At 51.4% G+C, this 20501-nt stretch carries 18 protein-coding genes, 2 tRNA genes and 1 other RNA gene; 7 read left to right on the forward strand and 14 right to left on the reverse strand.

What is annotated here, in order from left to right:
* The 7 genes from gcvP to R3177_RS05630 form a co-directional block, all read right to left on the reverse strand.
* On the reverse strand, nucleotides 1-2607 hold a 2607-nt coding region (gcvP, locus tag R3177_RS05600), incomplete at its 3' end, for an aminomethyl-transferring glycine dehydrogenase (RefSeq protein ID WP_318970058.1).
* Nucleotides 2608-2704: 97 nt separating this feature from the next.
* On the reverse strand, nucleotides 2705-3094 hold the full coding sequence (gcvH, locus tag R3177_RS05605) for a glycine cleavage system protein GcvH (protein WP_318970059.1): 390 nt from the start codon (nucleotides 3092-3094) through the stop codon (nucleotides 2705-2707).
* Nucleotides 3095-3174: 80 nt separating this feature from the next.
* A complete protein-coding gene (gene gcvT / locus R3177_RS05610; protein WP_318970060.1) occupies nucleotides 3175-4254 on the reverse strand; it encodes a glycine cleavage system aminomethyltransferase GcvT in 1080 nt (359 codons plus the stop codon).
* A gap of 214 nt (nucleotides 4255-4468) precedes the next feature.
* Entirely contained in the window at nucleotides 4469-5707 is a 1239-nt protein-coding gene (locus R3177_RS05615; RefSeq protein ID WP_318970061.1) for an FAD-dependent oxidoreductase, read from the reverse strand.
* Nucleotides 5694-6917, reverse strand: coding sequence for a 2-octaprenyl-6-methoxyphenyl hydroxylase (gene ubiH, locus R3177_RS05620; protein WP_318970062.1), 1224 nt, complete (start codon nucleotides 6915-6917; stop codon nucleotides 5694-5696). Before ubiH ends, R3177_RS05615 begins: the two co-directional genes overlap by 14 nt.
* Nucleotides 6904-8235 (reverse strand): Xaa-Pro aminopeptidase, encoded by a 1332-nt coding sequence (gene pepP, locus R3177_RS05625; protein WP_318970063.1) that lies wholly within the window; start codon nucleotides 8233-8235, stop codon nucleotides 6904-6906. Before pepP ends, ubiH begins: the two co-directional genes overlap by 14 nt.
* 41 nt (nucleotides 8236-8276) lie before the next feature.
* Nucleotides 8277-8858, reverse strand: coding sequence for a UPF0149 family protein (locus R3177_RS05630; RefSeq protein WP_318970064.1), 582 nt, complete (start codon nucleotides 8856-8858; stop codon nucleotides 8277-8279).
* Between the two features lie 161 nt (nucleotides 8859-9019).
* Between R3177_RS05630 and ssrS the strand changes: the two genes are divergently transcribed.
* From ssrS to serA, 4 genes are all read left to right on the forward strand, one after another.
* Nucleotides 9020-9203, forward strand: a non-coding RNA gene (gene ssrS / locus R3177_RS05635) — 6S RNA.
* Between the two features lie 48 nt (nucleotides 9204-9251).
* On the forward strand, nucleotides 9252-9869 hold the full coding sequence (locus R3177_RS05640; protein WP_318970065.1) for a 5-formyltetrahydrofolate cyclo-ligase: 618 nt from the start codon (nucleotides 9252-9254) through the stop codon (nucleotides 9867-9869).
* 267 nt (nucleotides 9870-10136) lie between these two features.
* Nucleotides 10137-10793, forward strand: a complete 657-nt coding sequence (gene rpiA / locus R3177_RS05645; protein ID WP_318970066.1) for a ribose-5-phosphate isomerase RpiA — start codon at nucleotides 10137-10139, stop codon at nucleotides 10791-10793.
* Nucleotides 10794-10883: 90 nt separating this feature from the next.
* Nucleotides 10884-12110: a phosphoglycerate dehydrogenase gene (serA, locus tag R3177_RS05650; RefSeq protein WP_318970067.1), complete on the forward strand. Its 1227-nt coding sequence runs from the start codon at nucleotides 10884-10886 to the stop codon at nucleotides 12108-12110.
* Nucleotides 12111-12156: 46 nt separating this feature from the next.
* Here the strand turns inward: serA and R3177_RS05655 are convergent, their stop codons facing one another.
* Nucleotides 12157-12987: a DUF481 domain-containing protein gene (locus R3177_RS05655; protein ID WP_318970068.1), complete on the reverse strand. Its 831-nt coding sequence runs from the start codon at nucleotides 12985-12987 to the stop codon at nucleotides 12157-12159.
* Nucleotides 12988-12991: 4 nt separating this feature from the next.
* Nucleotides 12992-14404, reverse strand: coding sequence for a glutamate--tRNA ligase (gene gltX, locus R3177_RS05660; RefSeq protein WP_318970069.1), 1413 nt, complete (start codon nucleotides 14402-14404; stop codon nucleotides 12992-12994).
* Nucleotides 14405-14607: 203 nt separating this feature from the next.
* On the opposite strand from gltX, the gene R3177_RS05665 reads away from it, so the two are divergent.
* Nucleotides 14608-14683: transfer RNA gene (locus tag R3177_RS05665), tRNA-Val, on the forward strand.
* A 121-nt stretch (nucleotides 14684-14804) separates the two neighbouring features.
* Nucleotides 14805-14880, forward strand: a tRNA-Val gene (locus R3177_RS05670).
* Nucleotides 14881-15149: 269 nt separating this feature from the next.
* Here the strand turns inward: R3177_RS05670 and R3177_RS05675 are convergent.
* Together R3177_RS05675 and R3177_RS05680 are read right to left on the reverse strand one after the other, a co-directional pair.
* Nucleotides 15150-15593, reverse strand: a complete 444-nt coding sequence (locus R3177_RS05675; RefSeq protein ID WP_318970070.1) for a CBS domain-containing protein — start codon at nucleotides 15591-15593, stop codon at nucleotides 15150-15152.
* Nucleotides 15594-15710: 117 nt separating this feature from the next.
* Nucleotides 15711-16382 (reverse strand): type 1 glutamine amidotransferase domain-containing protein, encoded by a 672-nt coding sequence (locus tag R3177_RS05680; RefSeq protein WP_318970071.1) that lies wholly within the window; start codon nucleotides 16380-16382, stop codon nucleotides 15711-15713.
* A 227-nt stretch (nucleotides 16383-16609) separates the two neighbouring features.
* On the opposite strand from R3177_RS05680, the gene R3177_RS05685 reads away from it, so the two are divergent.
* A complete protein-coding gene (locus R3177_RS05685) occupies nucleotides 16610-18238 on the forward strand; it encodes a response regulator (protein ID WP_318970072.1) in 1629 nt (542 codons plus the stop codon).
* Here the strand turns inward: R3177_RS05685 and R3177_RS05690 are convergent.
* The 3 genes from R3177_RS05690 to ligA form a co-directional block, all read right to left on the reverse strand.
* A complete protein-coding gene (locus R3177_RS05690; protein WP_318970073.1) occupies nucleotides 18235-18732 on the reverse strand; it encodes a DUF2919 family protein in 498 nt (165 codons plus the stop codon). The two genes, R3177_RS05685 and R3177_RS05690, sit on opposite strands and share 4 nt — an antisense overlap.
* Nucleotides 18733-18753: 21 nt before the next feature.
* On the reverse strand, nucleotides 18754-19089 hold the full coding sequence (locus R3177_RS05695; protein ID WP_318970074.1) for a DUF3392 domain-containing protein: 336 nt from the start codon (nucleotides 19087-19089) through the stop codon (nucleotides 18754-18756).
* Nucleotides 19089-20501, reverse strand: a 1413-nt coding sequence (ligA, locus tag R3177_RS05700) for an NAD-dependent DNA ligase LigA (protein ID WP_318970075.1), incomplete at its 5' end; no start/stop codon positions are given. The genes ligA and R3177_RS05695, both read right to left, overlap by 1 nt.

Consider the following 20501-nt stretch of genomic DNA (forward strand, 5'->3'; position numbering starts at 1 on the left):
GGCTTTGCTATCTTTTTCAGTAGTTTCAATCTTCAAGGTGCGGGCTACCGGGTTGCTCATCGTTGGCGTGTGATAACCGTTGTCCATTAAACGCTTGGGAATGTCCTTTTCTGTATTACCGCTGGATTCTTTTAACGGCCGGATATCGCTACTACTTTCGTGGGCAACCCTGCCGTTAGTGCCGCGGTACAGTACCGGGAAATGTGGGTTAAGCTTATTGGCCATATAGTTGGCATTTAAAATGGCAAACTCGGTGGCCTGTTTTAAGCCTTCTGCGCCCATCATGGCAATGTACATCCAGCTTATTGGTAATATGCCGGCACTGCCGAACTGCGCCGCTGATACCGCGCCGTTGTTATCGCCGGTACCGTCAATTTTTACCACCGGATGGTTTGGTAAAAATGGCGCTAAATGGCTTTTCACACCGATAGGGCCCATACCCGGGCCACCGCCGCCGTGCGGAATACAGAAAGTTTTATGCAGGTTTAAGTGCGATACGTCTGAGCCGATAAAGCCCGGCGAGGTTAAGCCTACCTGGGCATTCATATTGGCGCCGTCCATATACACCTGGCCACCGTAAGAGTGCACGATGTCGCACAGCTCCTGAATGCTCTCTTCAAATACGCCGTGGGTAGACGGATAGGTCACCATAATAGCCGCTAAGCGATCGCCGACTTCTGCGGCCTTGGCTTTTAAATCAGCCATATCGATATTGCCCGACTTGTCACAGTCAACCAGTATCACATCGTAGCTGGCCATCGCTGCTGTTGCCGGGTTCGTACCGTGCGCCGAGACCGGAATTAAACAGATATTGCGATGCCCTTCACCACGGCTTTCGTGGTATTTACGAATGGCTACCATACCGGCATATTCGCCCTGGGCACCTGAGTTAGGCTGCATTGAGATATTGTCGTAACCGGTAATATTCACCAACCAGTCGCCCAGCTCAGTGATCATTTCATAGTAACCTTCGGCCTGATCGCGCGGCACGAACGGGTGCAATGAACCAAACTCCGGCCAGGTGATCGGGATCATCTCGGCAGTAGCGTTTAACTTCATCGTGCAGGAGCCCAGTGAAATCATTGAATGATTCAGCGCTAAATCTTTGTTTTCCAGCTTTTTAATATAACGCAGCATCTCAGTTTCGCTGTGATACTGGTTAAATACCGGATGGCTTAGCACAGCGGTGGTGCGCACCAGTTCAGCCGGTATAGACTCTGAGCCATTGGCAACAATATCGGCATCCAGTTTTTCAACAGTAAGGCCATGCTCAGCGCCTAATACGATATCAAACAGCTGGGCAATATCCGCTGCCTGGGTGGCTTCACTGAAACTTACCGCTAAGGTATCGCTAACGTCAGTACGCAGGTTAACACCGGCGTCCAGCGCGCGTTTTATTACTGCCGCACGGTCGCTGACTTTAAAGGTAACGGTATCGAACCAGTGGCTGTTAACGATCTCTACGCCTTTGGCTTTAATACCGGCAGCGAAAATATCAGCACTGCGGTGTATGCGCTCAGCAATGTCTTTTAAGCCCTGCGGGCCATGATATACCGCGTAGAACGAGGCAATGTTGGCCAGTAATACCTGAGCAGTACAGATGTTCGAGTTCGCTTTTTCACGGCGGATATGCTGCTCACGGGTTTGCATGGCCATGCGCAGCGCCTGATTACCACGACGGTCTTTCGACACCCCGATGATCCGGCCCGGCATAGAGCGCTTGTAAGCATCGCGGGTAGCAAAAAAGGCCGCATGCGGGCCACCATAGGCCATAGGTACACCAAAGCGCTGCATTGAACCCAGTACCACATCGGCACCGAGCTCACCCGGTGATTTTAACAACATTAACGCCATTGGATCGGTTGCGACGGCCACCACCGCTTTTTTCGCCTGCAGTGCAGCAATTAACGCGCTGTCATTGCGGATATCGCCGTTAGTGGTCGGGTACTGAATTAAGGCACCAAACACCTCATGGCTGGCAGCTTCGTCTGCTTTGCCAATTACCACATCAAAGCCAAACATTTCAGCCCGGGTTTTTACCACGTCGATCGTTTGCGGGTGCACATCATCACTAATAAAGTACAGGTTGGCTTTGCTTTTGCTAACCCGCTTGGCCAGCGCCATCGCTTCGGCAGCCGCGGTCGCTTCGTCCAGTAATGAGGCACTGGCCAGCTCTAACCCGGTTAAATCCAGCGACATTTGCTGGAAGTTTAATAAGGCTTCTAAGCGGCCCTGGGCAATTTCCGGCTGATACGGCGTGTACGCCGTGTACCAGCCCGGGTTTTCCAACACGTTACGCAAAATAACATTAGGCGTTAACGTTGGGTGATAACCCATACCAATGTATGACTTATACATTTTGTTCTTCGCTGCCACCGCTTTTAAATGTACTAAGGCATCATTTTCAGTGCGACTGTTACCGGTTGCCAGTGGCTTGGGTAAGCGAATACTGGCCGGTACGGTTTGAGCAATCAGCGTTTCCATGCTATCAACGCCCAGCTCGGCCAGCATAGCAGCCGTTTCTGCCTCATCCGGGCCGATATGGCGTTGAATAAATTCGTCGTGGTTCGCAAGTTGCGACAGGGTTTTCACAGCGGTATGGGTCATGCTTTGAATGTCCTAGTAATGTTACAGCGTGCAGCACAGCTGTTGGTAAGATAAAGCCCCGGCTTATACGGGGCTTTATGCTATAGCGATCTGTTAATTAAGCTTCGTCGATGCTGCTTTTGTAACCGGCAGCGTCCAGTAACGAATTCAGCTCAGTTTCGTCGCTGGCTTTTATTTTAAACATCCAGCCATCGGTATATGGACTGGCGTTAACCTGCTCGGGTGAATCGGCCAGGGCTTCGTTCACTTCAACCACTTCGCCAGACAGCGGCGCATAGATATCTGATGCGGCTTTTACCGACTCAGCCACGGCGCAGTCGTCACCCTGGGTAACAGCGTCACCCACTTCAGGCAGCTCAACAAATACCATATCACCCAGCAGCTCCTGGGCATGCTCGGTAATACCTACGGTGAAAATACCGTCACCGTCATTGCGAACCCATTCATGGCTGCTGGCATATTTTAATTCTGTAGGGATAGAGCTCATTGTAAATTCCTTAGCTGTCTTGATACGTATGTTTTAGTGTCTACGTTCGTTATTTTTAGCCGGTGTTACCCGTACTGATTTTAGATGACTTTTTTACCCATGCGCACAAAAGCCGGTTTAACCACTTTTACACTAACCAGTTTGCCGCGAATATCCACTTCGGCAGTATCAGCGGTATGCGCGGGCACCCTGGCCATCGCAATACTGTAGCCCAGCGTTGGCGAAAAGGTGCCGGAGGTAATAATACCTTCGCCGCCATCGACGACAACACGTTGGCCGTGACGCAATACACCTTTTTGCTCCATCACCAGCCCCACCAGCTTGTCAGTGCCTGCAGCTTTCTGGGCAGTCAGGGCCTCGCGGCCGATAAAGTTACGATCTTCCGGCGTCCAGGCAATGGTCCAGCCCATATTAGCCGCCAGCGGTGATACTGTTTCATCCATGTCCTGGCCGTATAAATTCATGCCGGCCTCCAGGCGCAATGTGTCGCGGGCGCCCAGGCCGGCTGGTGCAACACCGGCATCCAGCAGTTTTTGCCAGAAGTCAGCAGCCTGCTGTTCAGGTAAGGCAATTTCATAGCCGTCTTCACCGGTGTAACCGGTGGTGGCAATAAAAAGATCGCCGGCCTGCTTACCAAAAAACGGCTTCATACCCTCAACGGCCGCCTGCTGCTCTGCCGTTAATAAAGTCGCCACTTTTGCTTTGGCATTCGGGCCCTGCACGGCAATCATCGCAAACTCGGGCCGCTCGGTTACGGTGACATCAAACGCTTTAGCCTCGGCGCTGATGTGCGCCAGATCTTTTTCGCGGGTAGCCGAATTGACCACTAACCGGAAAAAATCGTCCTGAATAAAATAAACAATCAAATCGTCAATAACACCACCATCGCGGTTCAGCATGCCGGTATAAAGTGCTTTGCCCGGCACCGTCAGTTTGGCCACATCATTGGCCAGTAAATAGCGCAAAAATTCGCGCGTCCGGCTACCGGTCAAGTCAACAATGGTCATATGGGATACGTCAAACATACCGGCATCGCGGCGAACGGCGTGGTGCTCTTCAATTTGTGAGCCGTAGTTAATTGGCATTTCCCAGCCAAAAAAATCGACCATTTTGGCACCAGCAGCGAGGTGGCTGGCATGTAACGCAGTTTTTTGAGCCATTATTTTTTCCTACTTATTGTGAGGGCCACAAGCGGTAAAACCAACAATAGCAATAAGCCTTATTTTTCAGGCTATTACGTAAAAATACTATGCTTGAGACTAAAAAATACCGGCCGATTATACCGCATAGACCCGACAGCAAACAGCCCAATTTGGATTACTTTTTGTAATGAGACAACCGTTATAACAAATAAAACTAAGGCAAAACGCCGGCTTAACCACAGGCTAACGTGTCAGTGTCTGGCAACGGCTTTTTAACCAGCGCCGGCAAGTCGCCTTTCAGCCCCAGGGCATGAGCCATTAAATAGTGTTTCAGCCAGGGTAACTTATCAACCGCAACCAGACCGGCACCGCGCAGTAATTTTAACGGGGCGGGTCTGGCACCAAAGCCCCGCTTAAACGCTTCCATTGCTACAATCATGCTTTGCGCTTCGGCTTTACGCCAGCGCTCATAGCGGCGCAGCATGGCTGTGGCAGCAATGTCGTCTCCTGCCTCGTGCTGAGCGCCAATTAACTGGGCCAGCGCGGCCACGTCCATCAGGCCTAAATTCATGCCCTGACCGGCCAGTGGATGAATGCTGTGCGCCGCATCTGCCACCAACACCACCCGGCCCCGTTGCCAGCAACTGGCGTAGCGCATGGTTAATCCAAATGCCTGGCGCTCGCTGACAAGTTCAACCGGCCCCAGTACTGCCTGACTTGCCGCGCATAATGCCTGAGTAAAGGCATTATCATCCAGGGCCAGTAACCGGCTGGCCTGGTCAGTTTCAGCACTCCAGACAATAGAGCAGACGTCAGGCTCTGGCAGCGGCAGCAGTGCCAGCGGCCCGTCGGCTAAAAACACCTGGCGGGCCGTCAGCTGATGCGGCAAAGTACAACGGATTTTGGCAACAATAGCGGTATGCTGATAGTCCCAGTGGGTTAACGGCAGCTGCATATGCTGACGCACAAACGAATTAACCCCGTCAGCGCCCACCAGTAACCGGCTTAAAATCAGCTCGCTGTTATCCAGTTGCAGCATCACGTCCCGCTCGCCCTGCTTTAACTGCGTTATCGCCACATCAAAATAACAGCTGACATTACTGCACTGCTGTAACTGGCGATGCAGCAGCTGGCGGATATGTTCGTTGTCGCAAATATAACCCAGCGCCTCAAGTTGCTGCTCTGTTGCCGAAAAACCGATGCGGGCAAAACTGTCCGCTTCCCACACCTGCATATCGGTATAGGCCGCTGCACTGGCCAGTAATGGCTGCCAGATCCCTAAATGCTCAAACAAATAACGTGACGCCATATTCAGGGCACTGACCCGCTGATAGGCCGGGGAAGTTCCGGTTTCAACCGGCGGTGGCCCTTTCTCCACCAGCACCACCCGCAAATTCTGGCGGGCCAGTAATAACGCCAGAGTCAGGCCGGCGCTACCGCCGCCCACAATGGTAACATCAGTATTTTGCATAGGGTTGTCCCCGGCCCATTGCCTGCATCGCAAGCGGCCGTTTTAATGGATCGCATAACAGCATCGCAGCCAGCCCGGCATTGCGGGCCAGCGCAACCATGCGTGAAGAATTGGAAAAGCCGCGGACCAGCGCATCGGTAAACCAGATAACCCGCTTGATATCCTGCTCTCGCAGTTGCTGATAGGCGCGCAGCACCTGATAACTGCCAGGATCAGCGGCCTCGTCAAAGGCCAGCAGCAGAGCCTGAATATCACGTATGGCCAGATTAAAGCCCTGACCGGCTATCGGGTGCAGATTATGCAGGCTGTTCCCCAGCAATGCGGTGCGATGGCGAACAACCTGGTCTGGCCGGCGCAGCAACAGCGGATACTGCGCGCGCTGACCAGCACCGGTAAATATGCCGGCCCGGTAACCAAACGCCTGCTGTACAGCAGCAGTAAATTGCGACTCATCCAGCGCCAGTAGGGCTGCAACATCGTCTCGTGCCACCGTCCAGACCAGCGAATAACGCTGCCCCGTAAGCGGCAACAGCGCAATAGGCCCATGTTCAGTAAAGCGCTCAAACGCGGTATGCTGATGGCTCTGTGCCAGGGCCAGATTGGCAATAATGGCACTTTGCTGATAATCATCACTGCTGACAGCAAAGCCCGCCAGCTGCCGGCTTTGCGATAAACCGCCCTCTGCAATAATCAGTAAGCGGGTGGTCAGTTCAGCGCCACTGCTAAGCTGCACCTGTTGAGCATCGATTGTCGGGGTTACCGCAGAAATAGTGTCGGGTTGAAAATACTGCAGGTTCGGCTGTTGGAGCAGTTTCGTGCCAAGTAAATTTCCCAGATGCTCAACTTCCAGCACCTGGCCCAGTGCGCTTAGCTGATACTCTGCCGCCGTTAGTAAGGTTTTGCCAAAATGGCCTTTGTCAGAGACCCAGATTTGCTGAAGCGGACAAGCCTTATCAGCAAGACTCTGCCACAGCCCCCAGCGTTGTAATAAGCTGACACTGCCTGCAGCCAGCGCGATACTGCGGCTATCAAAACTGGCCGGTTGTATTTGCTGCGCTGGCTCAGCACTTTGCCGCGCTGCAGTTTGTTTTTCAATAATGGCTAACCGCAGCGCTGGCCGGGCGCGCAGCAGACACCAGGCCAGCAGGCTGCCGGCCATGCCACCACCGGCAATAACAATATCAAAATGCTGAGAATTAGTTGCACTCATCAGCTGCTGCCATCAGTTGCTCGATTGCCGCGATTTCTTTAGGCACACCGGTTGTCAGGTTGTCGTGGCCCTCTGCGGTCACCAGCAGGTTATCTTCAATCCGGATAGCTAAGTCCCACCAGCACGGATCCGTCGGGCTGCCGGCGGGAATATACAGACCTGGCTCAATTGTTAATACCATACCGGCAACAAAGGGCTGCTCTGCGATGTTGCCTGCCGCGCCCGCTATTTTATAAGCGCCGACATCATGCACATCGAGCCCAAGCCAGTGGCCTATACCATGAATAAAGTACTGCTTGCAGGCTTTATCAGCGATAAGCTGCTCAAGCTCGCCCTGTAAAATGCCGAGCCCCAGCAACCCTTCCGTCAGCACCTGCTCGGCAGCCGCGGTCACTTTGGCAAAATTGCTGCCAGGCAAAACCGCGTTACAGGCTGCATACTGGGCATCCAGCACCAGCTGATACAGCTCAGCCTGGGCTTTACTGAATTTGCCTGATACCGGAAAGGTCCGGCTGATATCCGCTGCATAACCCTGCAGTTCACAGCCGGCATCAATCAGGACTAAATCGCCTGCCTTAAGTTCGCTGCTGTTCGCGGTGTAATGCAAAATGCAGCCATTGTCGCCACTGCCAACAATGCTGTTATACGCCGGATAACGGGCACCGTTGATGCCAAAATGGTGCAAAATTTCTGCTTCCAGCTGATATTCAAACCTGCCTGGCCGGCACAGCTGCATGGCCCGGGTATGGGCTTCGGCGCTGATTTCAGCGGCGCGGCGCATTATGGCAATTTCATGCCGGTCTTTGATCAGCCGTTGGGCTGCCGTTAACGGCGCCAGATCTGACAGTTGCGTCGGCGCTTTATCACCGCGTTTTTCCCGCTGCTTAAGCTGTTGCAACAGTTCGGTCACCTGCTGGAGCAAAGCGCTGTTTTCCGTTATATCCAGATAAACGGCCGAACTGCCATTGAGCGCCTGTTGCAATACCGTCTCTTTTTCGCTAAGGGGCCGCGCCTGTAACTGCAGGGTGTCTGCCGCTGCCGCCGGGCCCAGTCTGCGACCGTGCCACACTTCCTGTGCCGGGTCTTTTTCGCGGCATAATAACTGAACAGGCGGTAAATCAGCCCGGTTGCTGATAATCAGTAACGCATCAGGCTCGTTAAAGCCGCTGTAGTACCAAAAGTCGCTGTGCTGTCGAAACGGATAATCAGTATCACGGCTACGGCGTTGTTCACTGGCGGCACTTAGCAGGGCAACCGAACCGGGCTGTAGCGCAGCGATTAGCTGTTGGCGACGCTGAACAAATACAGAGTTTTCCATCTCACTCCTACAAAACTGCTGAATAACGGGGCAAAAAAAGCTTAATGCAGTGTTTTACCATGGGGCGGCTGTGGACTGTATTTCAGCCCGACTTCGTTAAAACAACACAACACCATTATCCGCACATGTTCCAGCACCAGATAATAAGCTTCTTCGTTCTCATCTCTGCTGCCGTCGGTTACGGTATGAAGATCGACCCGGGTCACTTCTGTCAGCTGATCCAAGGCTTCGCGAACCTCCTCTGATACCAGCGATAAATCGGTTTGCTGCACCGCAAATCCCACTAAAAAAGCCTGTGACCATTCAACCAGCGCTTCTAAACGCTCAAATAAGGCGTCATCGTCGCTGGGCAGCAATACACTGAAAGAAAAGTCGCCCTGATTCAGACTTTTTGCCGTGGCATCAACTAATAACTGCACCTGTTTTTCCAGTGCCAGCGGCAATGCCTGACCATCGTTCAGAAAATCGTACAATACCGGCAGTAACGAGCGGGCATCTGCTTTTACCCCGGCACTTAACATACCGGCAATTAAACCATGCAGCTCAGCGGCTGACGCCATGACATAAGCCTGCTCCAGCTCTGTGCTCCAGCGATCATAACTTTGAATAAGTGGATTTGTCATAGGGCTAGTCTTCACAAATTGATACAGCAATATCCTACCACCGCCACTGGCCAACTGCCAGTAAGCAGCATCACCTTTGCTGTTGCCGGATTTCTTTGCCAAGCGCCGGCAATTATTCATTTTCCCCTTATAAGGCGGCAGCTCAGCTGCTATACTTAGCCCGTTCTCTGGGTTGTTTGTTATGTTATTGACGTCCCTGAGCCGATAATTGTTTTATCCAGGAATTCTTTTGCGTTGCTTTTGTGCAGGCCCGGCTTGTACCGGGAAGCCTACGGCAACCATAAGTCTTCCGCCTTGAACCGTGGGTTCAAGGGCTAAAATAACAAACGGCAGCCTGGAGAACCCTTTTCTCCTTTTTCAGTTATTCAGTGTTAGGGCAGCATAGGTATTCCGATGGCAGTACGGCAGCAAGCGGAACAGTACTCTGTAGCAGCGTGCCGTCAGGCAATTCGCCGGCATGTCCGTCAGCTGCGGCGGCATTTAGCGGCGTCTGAACGCGACCTGGCTGCCAGCCAGCTGGCAGAGCAGGTTTTAAACCAGCCCGGCATTATGGCAAAACAGCATGTTGCCGTTTATCTGGCCAATGACGCTGAACTGGCAACCGGCCCGTTAATTCAGGCGTTATGGCAAGCCGGTAAACAAATCTATCTGCCGGTATTGCACCCTTTTTGTCCGGGCTACTTATTATTTCTTCATTATCAGCAGACGACTCAACTGCAACCAAACCGCTTTGGCATTCCCGAGCCAGAACTTAACTGCGCCAGGGTCATGCCGATTGCCGCGCTGGACATTATCTTTACCCCCTTAGTCGCGTTTGATGAAAACGGCAACCGGCTTGGCATGGGTGGTGGCTTTTATGACCGTACTTTATCGCAGCTGCCAGCTGACAGCGCCTGTCAGGTGATTGGTCTGGCCCATAACTGCCAGCAGGTAGAAAATATACCCACTGAAAGCTGGGATATTCCGCTGCAACAACTGATAACGCCGGCTCAGTATTTTGATTTTCGATGATAACTTGTTATTTTCAATAAGAAAGCAGGCCAGAAACCCGAACTGGTCATCACAGAGTGTCTGAGCCCTGCCGCAGGCATCAGGGCGAGGTGCTGTGGTGAGCCAGGGCGGGTATTGTGGCCAGCGTTCAGTACAATGAACCACCTGTTAAACTGTTTTCCATTTTTTTGGCTTTTGCCCTTTTGTCTGCCCCTGCTTTCGATATAATATCCATCTGTACGGCTAAACACTAAAAAAACCGCCCTGTTTAAAAATAAGAGAACTGCCATGACCCAAGATGAAATGAAACGCCATGCTGCCCGGGCAGCCCTGGAATTTATCAGCAAAGACAGCATTGTCGGGGTGGGTACCGGTTCTACCGTCAATCATTTTATCGATGCACTGGCCACTATCAAAGATGACATTCGCGGTGCCGTATCCAGCTCGGAGCAGTCGACTGCCAGATTAAAGCAACTCGGGATAAAGGTATTTGACTTAAATGAAATCAGTAAGCTGAGTATTTATATTGATGGCGCTGATGAAATTAACAGCCAGAAGCAGATGATCAAAGGCGGCGGCGCTGCCCTTACCCGCGAAAAAATTGTGGCTGCCGTAGCGGACACCTTCGTCTGTATTGTCGATAGCACTAAGCAGGTTGATGTATTAGGCCGCTTTCCGCTGCCCATTGAAGTGATTCCGATGGCCAGCAGTTATGTCAGCCGCGAGCTGGAAAAGCTCGGCGCCAGGCCGGTGTTACGCCAGGGCGTTATCACCGACAACGGCAACCAGATTATCGACGCCCATGACTTGCACATTAGCGAACCGCTGGTGCTGGAACAACAGCTCAATAACATTGTCGGTGTGGTAACCAATGGTCTGTTTGCCCGCCGGGGCGCCGATATAGTACTGGTCGGCAGCAGTAGCGGCACCCACGTCATTAAATAAGCGCAAGGCCAGCTATTCAGATAGCTGAAATGCCGGCAGCTGCCGTTAACGCAGCAGAACATTTTTATAAATTAACGCATCGGGAACAACATGGAAAAATATTCGCTGGCCAAAGACAAAATTAAAATATTGCTGCTGGAGGGCTTGCATCAGAGCGCGGTGAAAACCTTTACCGATCACGGCTATACCAATATTGAATATCTGAAGACCTCGCTACCTGAAGATCAGCTGATTGAAAGGATCAGCGAGGCGCATTTTGTCGGCATCCGCTCGCGTACCCAGTTAACCGAACAGGTACTGGATGCGGCGAATAAACTGATAGCAATCGGCTGTTTTTGTATTGGTACCAATCAGGTTGATTTAGACGCAGCGTTAAAACGGGCTATTCCGGTATTTAATGCGCCATTTTCCAATACCCGCTCGGTAGCCGAGCTGGTGTTAGGCCAGATTATTATGCTGCTCAGAGGTATTCCACAGCGTAACGCCGCTGCCCATCGTGGCGAATGGTTAAAAACCGCAGATAATTCTTATGAAGCCCGGGGTAAAACGCTGGGAATTATCGGTTATGGCCACATTGGTACTCAGCTGAGTATTATGGCCGAGCACATTGGCATGCGGGTGCAGTTTTACGACATTGAAAGCAAACTGGTACTGGGTAATGCTAACCAGGTTGATCTTAGCACCTTGCTTACCACATCAGACGTGATCAGCCTGCATGTTCCTGAAACAGCCCAGACCAAAAACATGATAGCTGAAGCTGAGCTGGCGCAAATGAAACAAGGGGCCATTTTAATTAACGCCTCACGCGGCACCGTGGTTGATATTGACGCCTTAACTGCCAGCTTACAGAGCAACAAGCTGGCCGGCGCCGCTATTGACGTGTTTCCGGTTGAACCCAAAGGCAATGATGAAGAATTTACCTCACCGTTGCGGGCCTTTGACAATGTGTTGCTGACCCCGCACATCGGTGGCTCTACTCAGGAGGCCCAGGAAAACATTGGTTACGAAGTGGCCGGCAAAATGGTTAAATACAGCGATAATGGTTCCACCCTGTCGGCGGTAAATTTCCCTGAAGTGTCGCTGCCTGAACATAAAGGCCGCTCACGTCTGCTGCATATTCATAAAAACCAGCCTGGCATGCTGACGAAAATTAACGAAACCTTTGCCAAGCATAATATCAATATCTCCGGCCAGTACTTACAGACTGTACAGGATATTGGTTATGTGGTGATTGATGTTGATTCGGCCGATCACGAACTGGCACTGAACGAATTAAAAGCCATTCCGGGCACGTTGCGGGCGCGGGTCTTACATTAACCGTTTAAATCAGGCAGCCTGAGCCCGGGCTGCCTGAGTAACACCCTTAAAATGTGTAAACCAGTGATGCCGCAGTCTCAGTATCCATGGTTTCTGCATTGCCTTCTGGCCGCGAGTTATGCCGGGCAACAAAACTGAAGCGCATCGATAATTTATCGAACAGTTGCGAGGTGATGCTGCTGCGGCTGACAAAAGTCGAGTTAGCGCCGTCCAGTGAGACTGAGCCTTCGAAGGTTTGCCTGAAATTACTGCCTCTGTATATTTTCTGCTCCATGTTAAATGCCAGAAACCAGATTAGACCGGTATTGGTTCTGCCACTGTTACTGCGCTGATGAGCAAAACCCGGCCCGGTTTCCAGCTCAATAAAGTTGGTTTGTCTTTCATAAACCCGGTTGGCATAGCCTACGGCCAGCGAACTTTGTACCCGGAACGCCCCAAACATATCGTATTGATAAGCCCCGCGGCCAAACAATGACTGACGCCCGACCAGAAATTTATAGTTACTCTGGCCGGTAATCCCATAGCGTTTGGCGGTAGTGACACTGTCTTTATGCTGTGTTTCAGGGTCAGGGATCTTACTGCGCTGCACCCGGCCAAACAGTTCATAGCGGTTGCGGAAATATTCCATTTCGTGCACCAGCTGACTGTTTATTCTGATCGAATGCGCCTCGGTGTTGCCGGTATTAATCAGCAATCCCAGCTCAATATCGCCACCGATGGTTCCCAGAAACTCCAGGGGTAACTGAAACGTGGGCGAATCGCCTGCTGCTACCCCGTCGGCATCTGATTGACCATCAGCACCATCGTCAGCCCACGCTGGCACAACAAGCGCAACCAGGGCAACGAACAGCAATATGACCGTTGGCTGTTTTAACACTGTACTAGTTTGCCTCTGCCCGTTGACTGATGTAATTCAGTGCCAGCTCAATTCTGGCCAGGCTGCGCTCCCGACCCACTAATAACAGCGTCTGATCCAGCGCGGGTGAATTACCACCGCCGGTAACGGCAACCCGCAAGGGCATGCCGACTTTGCCCATTCCTAACCCTAACTGCTCAGCAGCAGCATTAATAGCGTTATGAATAGGCGCTAACTGCCAGTCATCAAGCTCTGAGAGCTTTTGTTTTACTAATGCCAGAGGCTCCGCAGCAACCGGACGCAAGTGTTTTTTCGCGGCATTGTCTTCAAAGGTGTCAAAGTCTTCGTAAAAATAACGGCTGACTTCCACCAGCTCCTTTAAGGTTTTTACCCGCTCCGCCTGAACACTGATCACGGCGTTCAGGGCAGGGCCATTACTGGTATCCAGCTGCTGTGCGGTCAGATGCCATTGTAATTCTGCCGCCACGCGCGAAGGTGGCAGTGTTTTAATATAATGCTGGTTTAACCACAGCAGTTTCTCAGTATTAAATGCCGACGGGGCGCGGTTACAATCGGCCAGATCAAACAGCTCAATTAATTCATCTTTACTGAAAATTTCCTGATCGCCATGCGACCAGCCCAGTCGCACCAGGTAATTAATTAACGCTTCAGGCAAAAAACCGTTATCGCGATACTGCATGACCCCGACTGCTCCATGGCGTTTTGATAAGCGTTTACCATCATCACCAAGGATCATCGGCACATGAGCATATTTTGGAATGTCGGCTCCTAAAGCGGAGAGAATGTTCATCTGGCGCGGCGTGTTGTTAACATGATCATCACCACGGATAACGTGAGTAATGCCCATTTTCCAGTCATCCACCACCACTGTCAGATTATAGGTTGGGGTGCCGTCACTGCGGGCGATAATAAGATCGTCCAGCTCACTGTTGGCAATTTCAATCCGGCCTTTAATCATATCGTCAATGACCACCACGCCCTGCTGCGGGTTTTTAAAGCGGATAACATAAGGTTTGTCAGCCGGGTGATCAGTCCTGTCGCGCCACAGGCCATTGTATTTAGGTTTTTCGCCGGCGGCACTTTGTGCTTCGCGCATTGCATCAACTTCTTCAGCGGTACAGAAACACTTATAGGCTTTGCCGTCGGCCAGCAGCTGCGCGACGACTTCTTTATATAAATCGAAACGCTGAGTCTGGTAGTACGGGCCTTCGTCATGTTCCAGCCCCAGCCAGTGCATCCCCTCTAAAATCGCGTCAACCGATGCCTGATTAGAACGCTCTAAATCGGTATCCTCAATGCGCAGAATAAATTTACCACCGCGCTTTTTGGCGTAGAGCCAGCTGTATAAGGCAGTACGGGCTCCCCCCACGTGTAAATAACCGGTTGGGCTTGGCGCAAAACGGGTAACTAACGACATAATTAATCCAAAATAGGCGAACATTGAGATGGCGCTATTGTAACAATGCTGAGGGCATGATGCACCACCTGCGCATTGCGATTCATCGGCCATTTCGCCCCAAAAACCGCTGATGTTTACTTTTGCAGCAAACACACCGCTTTTTTAAAAATAAAGTTGACAGTAAATTCATGCTCCCTATAATGAGCGCCATCAAACAGCGTGGATTGTTAGCTCAGCTGGGAGAGCACCGCCCTTACAAGGCGGGGGTCACTGGTTCGAACCCAGTACAATCCACCAATTTGATGTCTTATCATGGAGAGCACCACCCGCTCTTTACGACGAGACGGTGATAACTGGCTCAACCCAGTACAATCACCAATTTGATGTCTGCTTTAAAAGAAAAAAATATATCTCCCGTGGATTGTTAGCTCAGCTGGGAGAGCACCGCCCTTACAAGGCGGGGGTCACTGGTTCGAACCCAGTACAATCCACCACTTCTCTACTAAATACCATAAAAAAATCACCGCCCTTTCTTTACTAAGACACGGTTGCCACTAGCCCAACCCCAGTACAATCCACCACTTCTCTACTAAATACCATAAAAAAAGCACCGCCCTCTCTTTACTAAGACACGGTTGCCACTAGCCCAACCCCAGTACAATCCACCACTTCTTTACTAAATACCATAAAACGCACCGCCCTCTCTCTGCTAAGACACGGTTGCCAATAGCCCAACCCCAGGACAATCCACCACTTCCTTTTGTTATTTCTTTAGTGCTGATTGCTCGAGCTTTTTCTGTTGTGCAGTAACAATGCGCCGCATCAGATCTTTCCAGGATACAATGCCAATCAACCGCTGCTGGGCATCGACAACCAGCAAACAGCTGATATTGTGCTCAACCAGCATACTGGCCGCCTGCAGTAAGCCGGTATCCTGTGACACGCTGATTACCGGCGCCGACATAATTTGGCCAACTTTGCGTTTTTGCATATACAGTTCAATACTGTTTTGCGAGGCAGTGTCCATCAGCGAGCTGACGGTTTTAAAATAATCCTTTACCGAGACGATACCCACAGGCTGTTGCATGCTGTTCACTACCGGCACATGCTGAAATCGGGTCTCGGTAAACAGTGCTCGCAAACTCGCCAGGCTGGCATCTTCGGTGGTTGCGCGTACTTTACGGGTCATAATTGCCGCAAGCGACATAGTCTCTACCTGCTTTTTTAACGATAATTACACTGTAACGCACTACTGACGCGATACACTACCAAAAAACGCCCCGGCAAAGGGCGTTTTTATCATGACTAAGGCTCGAGCCAACCGCTATGCAAGCCGTTTGACCAGCGCTGCAGCGACTGCATGGGCACTGGCCGGGTTCTGCCCGGTTATCACCCGGTTATCTTCCACCACCAGCTCCTGCCAGGGCTGGCCTTTACGATACTGTTTTGCGACCCTGGCTAACGACTCTTCCAGTAAAAACGGGATCTTATCGATAGTGCCATAATCTACTTCTTCTTCGCGGCTAAAGCCGGTTACCGTCACATCTTCCAGCAGCTTTCTGCCATCGCTCAGGGTAATCGGCAATAAGCCCGCCGGGCCATGACAGACGGCGGCAAGAATGCCCCCTTTCTCATAATGACGGGCACTTAATACTGCGACCCTTTCATCACTGGCCAGATCGGAGAGCAAACCAAAACCACCGGGATAAAAAATCGCATCATAGTCATCAATATTAACTTTCGCTGCCACCAACGTGTTATTAAGCCGGTTCTGAAACTCCTCATTGGCCAGCATACCGGCGTTTACTTCATCATCTTCGATGTCAGTACCGTATAAAGGCGCTTTGCCGCCTTTAATTGAGGCCAGATCATAATAAATATCCGCTTTTAAAAACACATCCAGCGCATGGGTCAGTTCCGGAGAAAAGGTGCCGTTGGTTTCATCGGTCTCACCCAGGGTGCCGTGGTTGGTTAAAAATATCAGTACTTTTTTCATTAATCCTCCCTATATCTGCGATAACAATCACCATGATTGCTGTGTTGTCCATCGATCATTCAGGCTAAGTAATAGCCATACCTGTTACGATTGGATCACTGCCAACAAGTTCAGCTTAGCTGGATTATTCTGTGCAGTAAGCTTAACCGCTTGTTCTGCTGTAGCTGTTGCCAAAACTTGCTATAGTAAACACAGTAATTTACTCCCCGGCTGGAACCCGATACTGCATGAACACTGCCCCGCGCCGCGATGAACGTATTCTGGTAATAGATGACCAAAGTCTGGCTCAGGGCTATTTCCGTTTTGCCCTGGAGCAACTGGGCTATCAGAATATCTTTCTGGCCGATCGGGCCAGTGTTGCCCTTAATCTGTGCCGCGATAATCAGTTTGATTTAATTATCTGCGCTTATAACCAGCAACAGGGTAAAGATGGCTTTCAGCTCTACGAAGAAATTAAAGCCAAAGGTCTGCAACAGTTAAGTTGTGCCATTATTTTTATCAGTGCCGAAACCGACCCGTCACTGGTTCATAGCGTGATAGAACTGCAGCCGGACGAGTTTCTGGCTAAACCATTTGTGATTAAAGACTTACAGCTGAGAATAGAGCGGGTTTTGCGCCGTAAACAGCAGTTAAGGGACGTCTATCAGGCGCTGGATGCGAAAGATGATATCAAAGCGCTGGCAGCCATAGATAAACATCTGGCCGACGCTCAGCAGCACAAGCTATTTCCGCTGCTGTTACGCTTAAAAGGCGATGTGTTGCTAAATCAGCACGATGTCAGTGCCGCTGAAAGGTTTTTCAATGCCATGTTGAATATTCAGCCGTTTAACTGGGCCAGAATGGGCCTGGTGCGCTGTTATCTGGCCCGTGGCAGAGAACAACAGGCATTTACCGAGCTGGAGGCTTTACTGAAACGCTCAGAAAGCCGCTTGTTTGCGCTGGATTTACTGGCAGAGCTGGAATTTAAACAACAACATTATCAGCAAGCTCAACAGCATGTTCTGGAGGCGGCTGAACTGGCGCCGCGCAATATGTTCCGCCAGCAAAAACTCCTGCAACTGTCCCGGATAAACCACGATTATGAAAGCCAGTACCGGGCAGCCCGGGATATGGTGAAATACGCGCGATATTCAATGTATGAACAGCCTGATTTATATTTAACCCTGGCCAGGGCCAGCATCGATTATGCCTTAAGCGTGGATGACGAAGAGCAAAGCAGTCGCTTAAACCGTCAGGCCAGCGTTTCCCTTAGCACAGTACAGCGTCAGTATGGCAGCAGCAGAGAGGCCCTGGAAAGTCAGCAGCAGGTATTGCAGGCCAGATTATTGTATCTGCAGGATCACAAAGAGAAAGCTCAGGCGATGCTGAGTTCGCTGGAGCCGCTGCAGAAAATAGAGTCAGTTGAAGCGGCACTGGATCGGGCCAAAGCACTGCACGAGGTTGGTTTGAGCCAGGCTTCGGCCGATTTATTTGCGCAGATTAATCAGTATTGTCAGCAACAACTGGCTGATCCGTTATTCAGTACCTATCTGCAGCAGGAGCAGCGAGAGCGGCTGGCAATGCGGCTTGGTCCGCGTGAACTGAACAACAATGCCGTTACCCTTTATAAACACGGCAACTGGCAGGAAGCATTTGATGCCTTTAAACTGGCCTGGCGGGTCATGCCGAAAAATGCCGGTATCGCCCTGAATTTATGGCAAACCCTGCTAACCAGCCCGCGGCCATTATGCGCGCCATCCAGCAAACAGCAATTATTGGATCAATGTCAGAAGTTGATTGAAACAACAAACTTAAAGCCTGAACAACAACAGCGCTACCAGCAACTGAAACAAAAATACCTGGCGCCGCAGGTCTAATTTGTCTCAGAGCCCTGGCCTGATACTTCTGCAAAGGGCCACTCTGTGAAAATAACCGGCAGGGTTTTACTGAACGTCAGCCAGATTATCGCCCACAGCAACAGCACCGGGGCAATGAGCCGCCACGGGGCATCCAGAATAACATCAGCATCCAGCGTGCTGATGCTATGAACAAAATCGGCCAGCGTTACCAGCCACAGGATCCATAAGCCACGACGCCACAGATAAAACCAGAAGCGCTTACCCTTGGGCCGGCGCTGACTCAGCGCTGCAACAAGTAACAACAGCGGCAGCGCTATCAGACAGGCTACTAAAAAGTCATGCTGCCGCGGATAAAACTGACTGAGCAGACTATGCTGTGAACGCATCATACTCAGCTCAGCGACCCAGCAGATATAGGGGCGCAGCAACAGCAGCAACAATGCGTAAAAACGAAGCGGAATTTGCAACAAACCGTAGTTATCAAGCAATGGCCAATGAGGAGGATTTGTCATCACTGCGACACCAGAGCCATGTTATACCTGCCGCTTACGCTGGGCCAGCATACCGAGCATAATGAAAATAGCCAGGCAAACCCAGGGCAGCTCAATAGCCGTCAGTTTTACCAGTAAACCAGCGACCAGCGGGGTCAGAAAGATGGTCAGTGCGCCATAACCAAAGGCGCATACCAGGATAAAAATAGCGGTACGCCAGATAAAATGCAGACTGGCAATCTGGCGGCGGATAAACCGGTTTAGATCATCACCAAACACCACCAGACAGGTTGCGACCATCGCCAGCGCAATATCGCGGATATAAGGTCGGAATAATAAGCCCCAGTCAGTTAATAACTGATACAACAGCGCTCGCATCAGGCTACTCCGTTTCGGTTGAATAGATCTAACATCTGCTGCTCAGTCCACACCGGCACATTCAGTTCAACGGCTTTAGTCAGTTTAGAGCCGGCGTTATCCCCAGCGATGACCGCGTGAGTTTTCGCTGACACTGAACCGGATACCTTGGCACCCAGTTGTTGCAGACGCGCTTTAGCATCATCCCGGCCCATACTGCTGAGCGTACCGGTTAACACGACGGTCTGCCCGGCGAGCGGCTGTGCTGAGGCCTGTTGCACAGTGATATCGGGCCAGTGAATGCCCACCTGTTTAAGCTCGGCAATCACTAGCTGATTATGTGGTTCAGCAAAAAAACTCAGCAGATGCTCTGCCACGACTTTACCGACGTCATTCACCGCCAGTAGCTGCTCCAGGCTGGCATTAGCCAGTGCCGGTAAGCTGCCAAAGTGCTGGGCCAGATTAAGGGCTGTAGCCTCCCCGACTTCACGGATCCCGAGCGCATAAATAAACCGGGGCAGACTGGTCTGACACGATGCTTTAATGGCATTTAATAACTTTAATGCTGACTTCTCAGCCATTCGCTCAAGGCCGACTAACGCTGGCATATCCAGTTTATAAATATCGGCCGGGTTGCGGACAAGCTGTTGATCAACCAGCTGCTCTACCAGCTTATCGCCCAGACCATCAATATCAATGGCTTTGCGGCTGACAAAATGCTTAATGGATTCTTTTAACTGTGCCGGACAAAATAAACCGCCACTGCAACGGGCGACCGCTTCACCGCTGACCCGCTCTACCGCAGAGCCGCATACCGGACACTCAGCCGGAAATATAATCTCCCGCGCATCCCCGGGGCGCCACTCAGGCATAACGGCGACGATTTGCGGAATAACATCACCGGCCCGGCGCACGGTAACGGTATCCCCCACTTTAATACCCAGCCGGTTAATTTCATCCTGATTATGTAAGGTGGCATTACTGACAGTGACGCCGCCCACTTCAACCGGCGCCAGCCGCGCTACCGGCGTAATCGCGCCGGTACGCCCCACCTGAAACTCAACATCCAGCAGAGTCGTCAGCTGCTCCTGTGCCGGAAATTTAAACGCAATCGCCCAGCGCGGTGCCCGGGCGACAAAACCCAACGCCTGTTGCTGGGCCAAGTCATCAACTTTAATCACCACACCATCGATTTCAAAGTCCAGCTTATCCCGCTGGTTAAAGAGGGTATGGCAATAAGCGATAACGGCGTCGATGCCAGTCACTTTTTGCAGTAAAGGACTGACCGCCAGCCCCATCTGCTTCAGCTGCTGCAGCCTGTTATGATGACTGGCAGCATCGAGCTGGCCTGACGGGTCATCATAATCACCCACGGCATAGGCACTGAAAAACAAAGGTCTGGACGCAGCAATCTTCGGGTCAAGTTGCCGTAA

The sequence above is a fragment of the Arsukibacterium sp. genome, assembly GCF_033722355.1.
GTDB lineage: Bacteria > Pseudomonadota > Gammaproteobacteria > Enterobacterales > Alteromonadaceae > Alishewanella.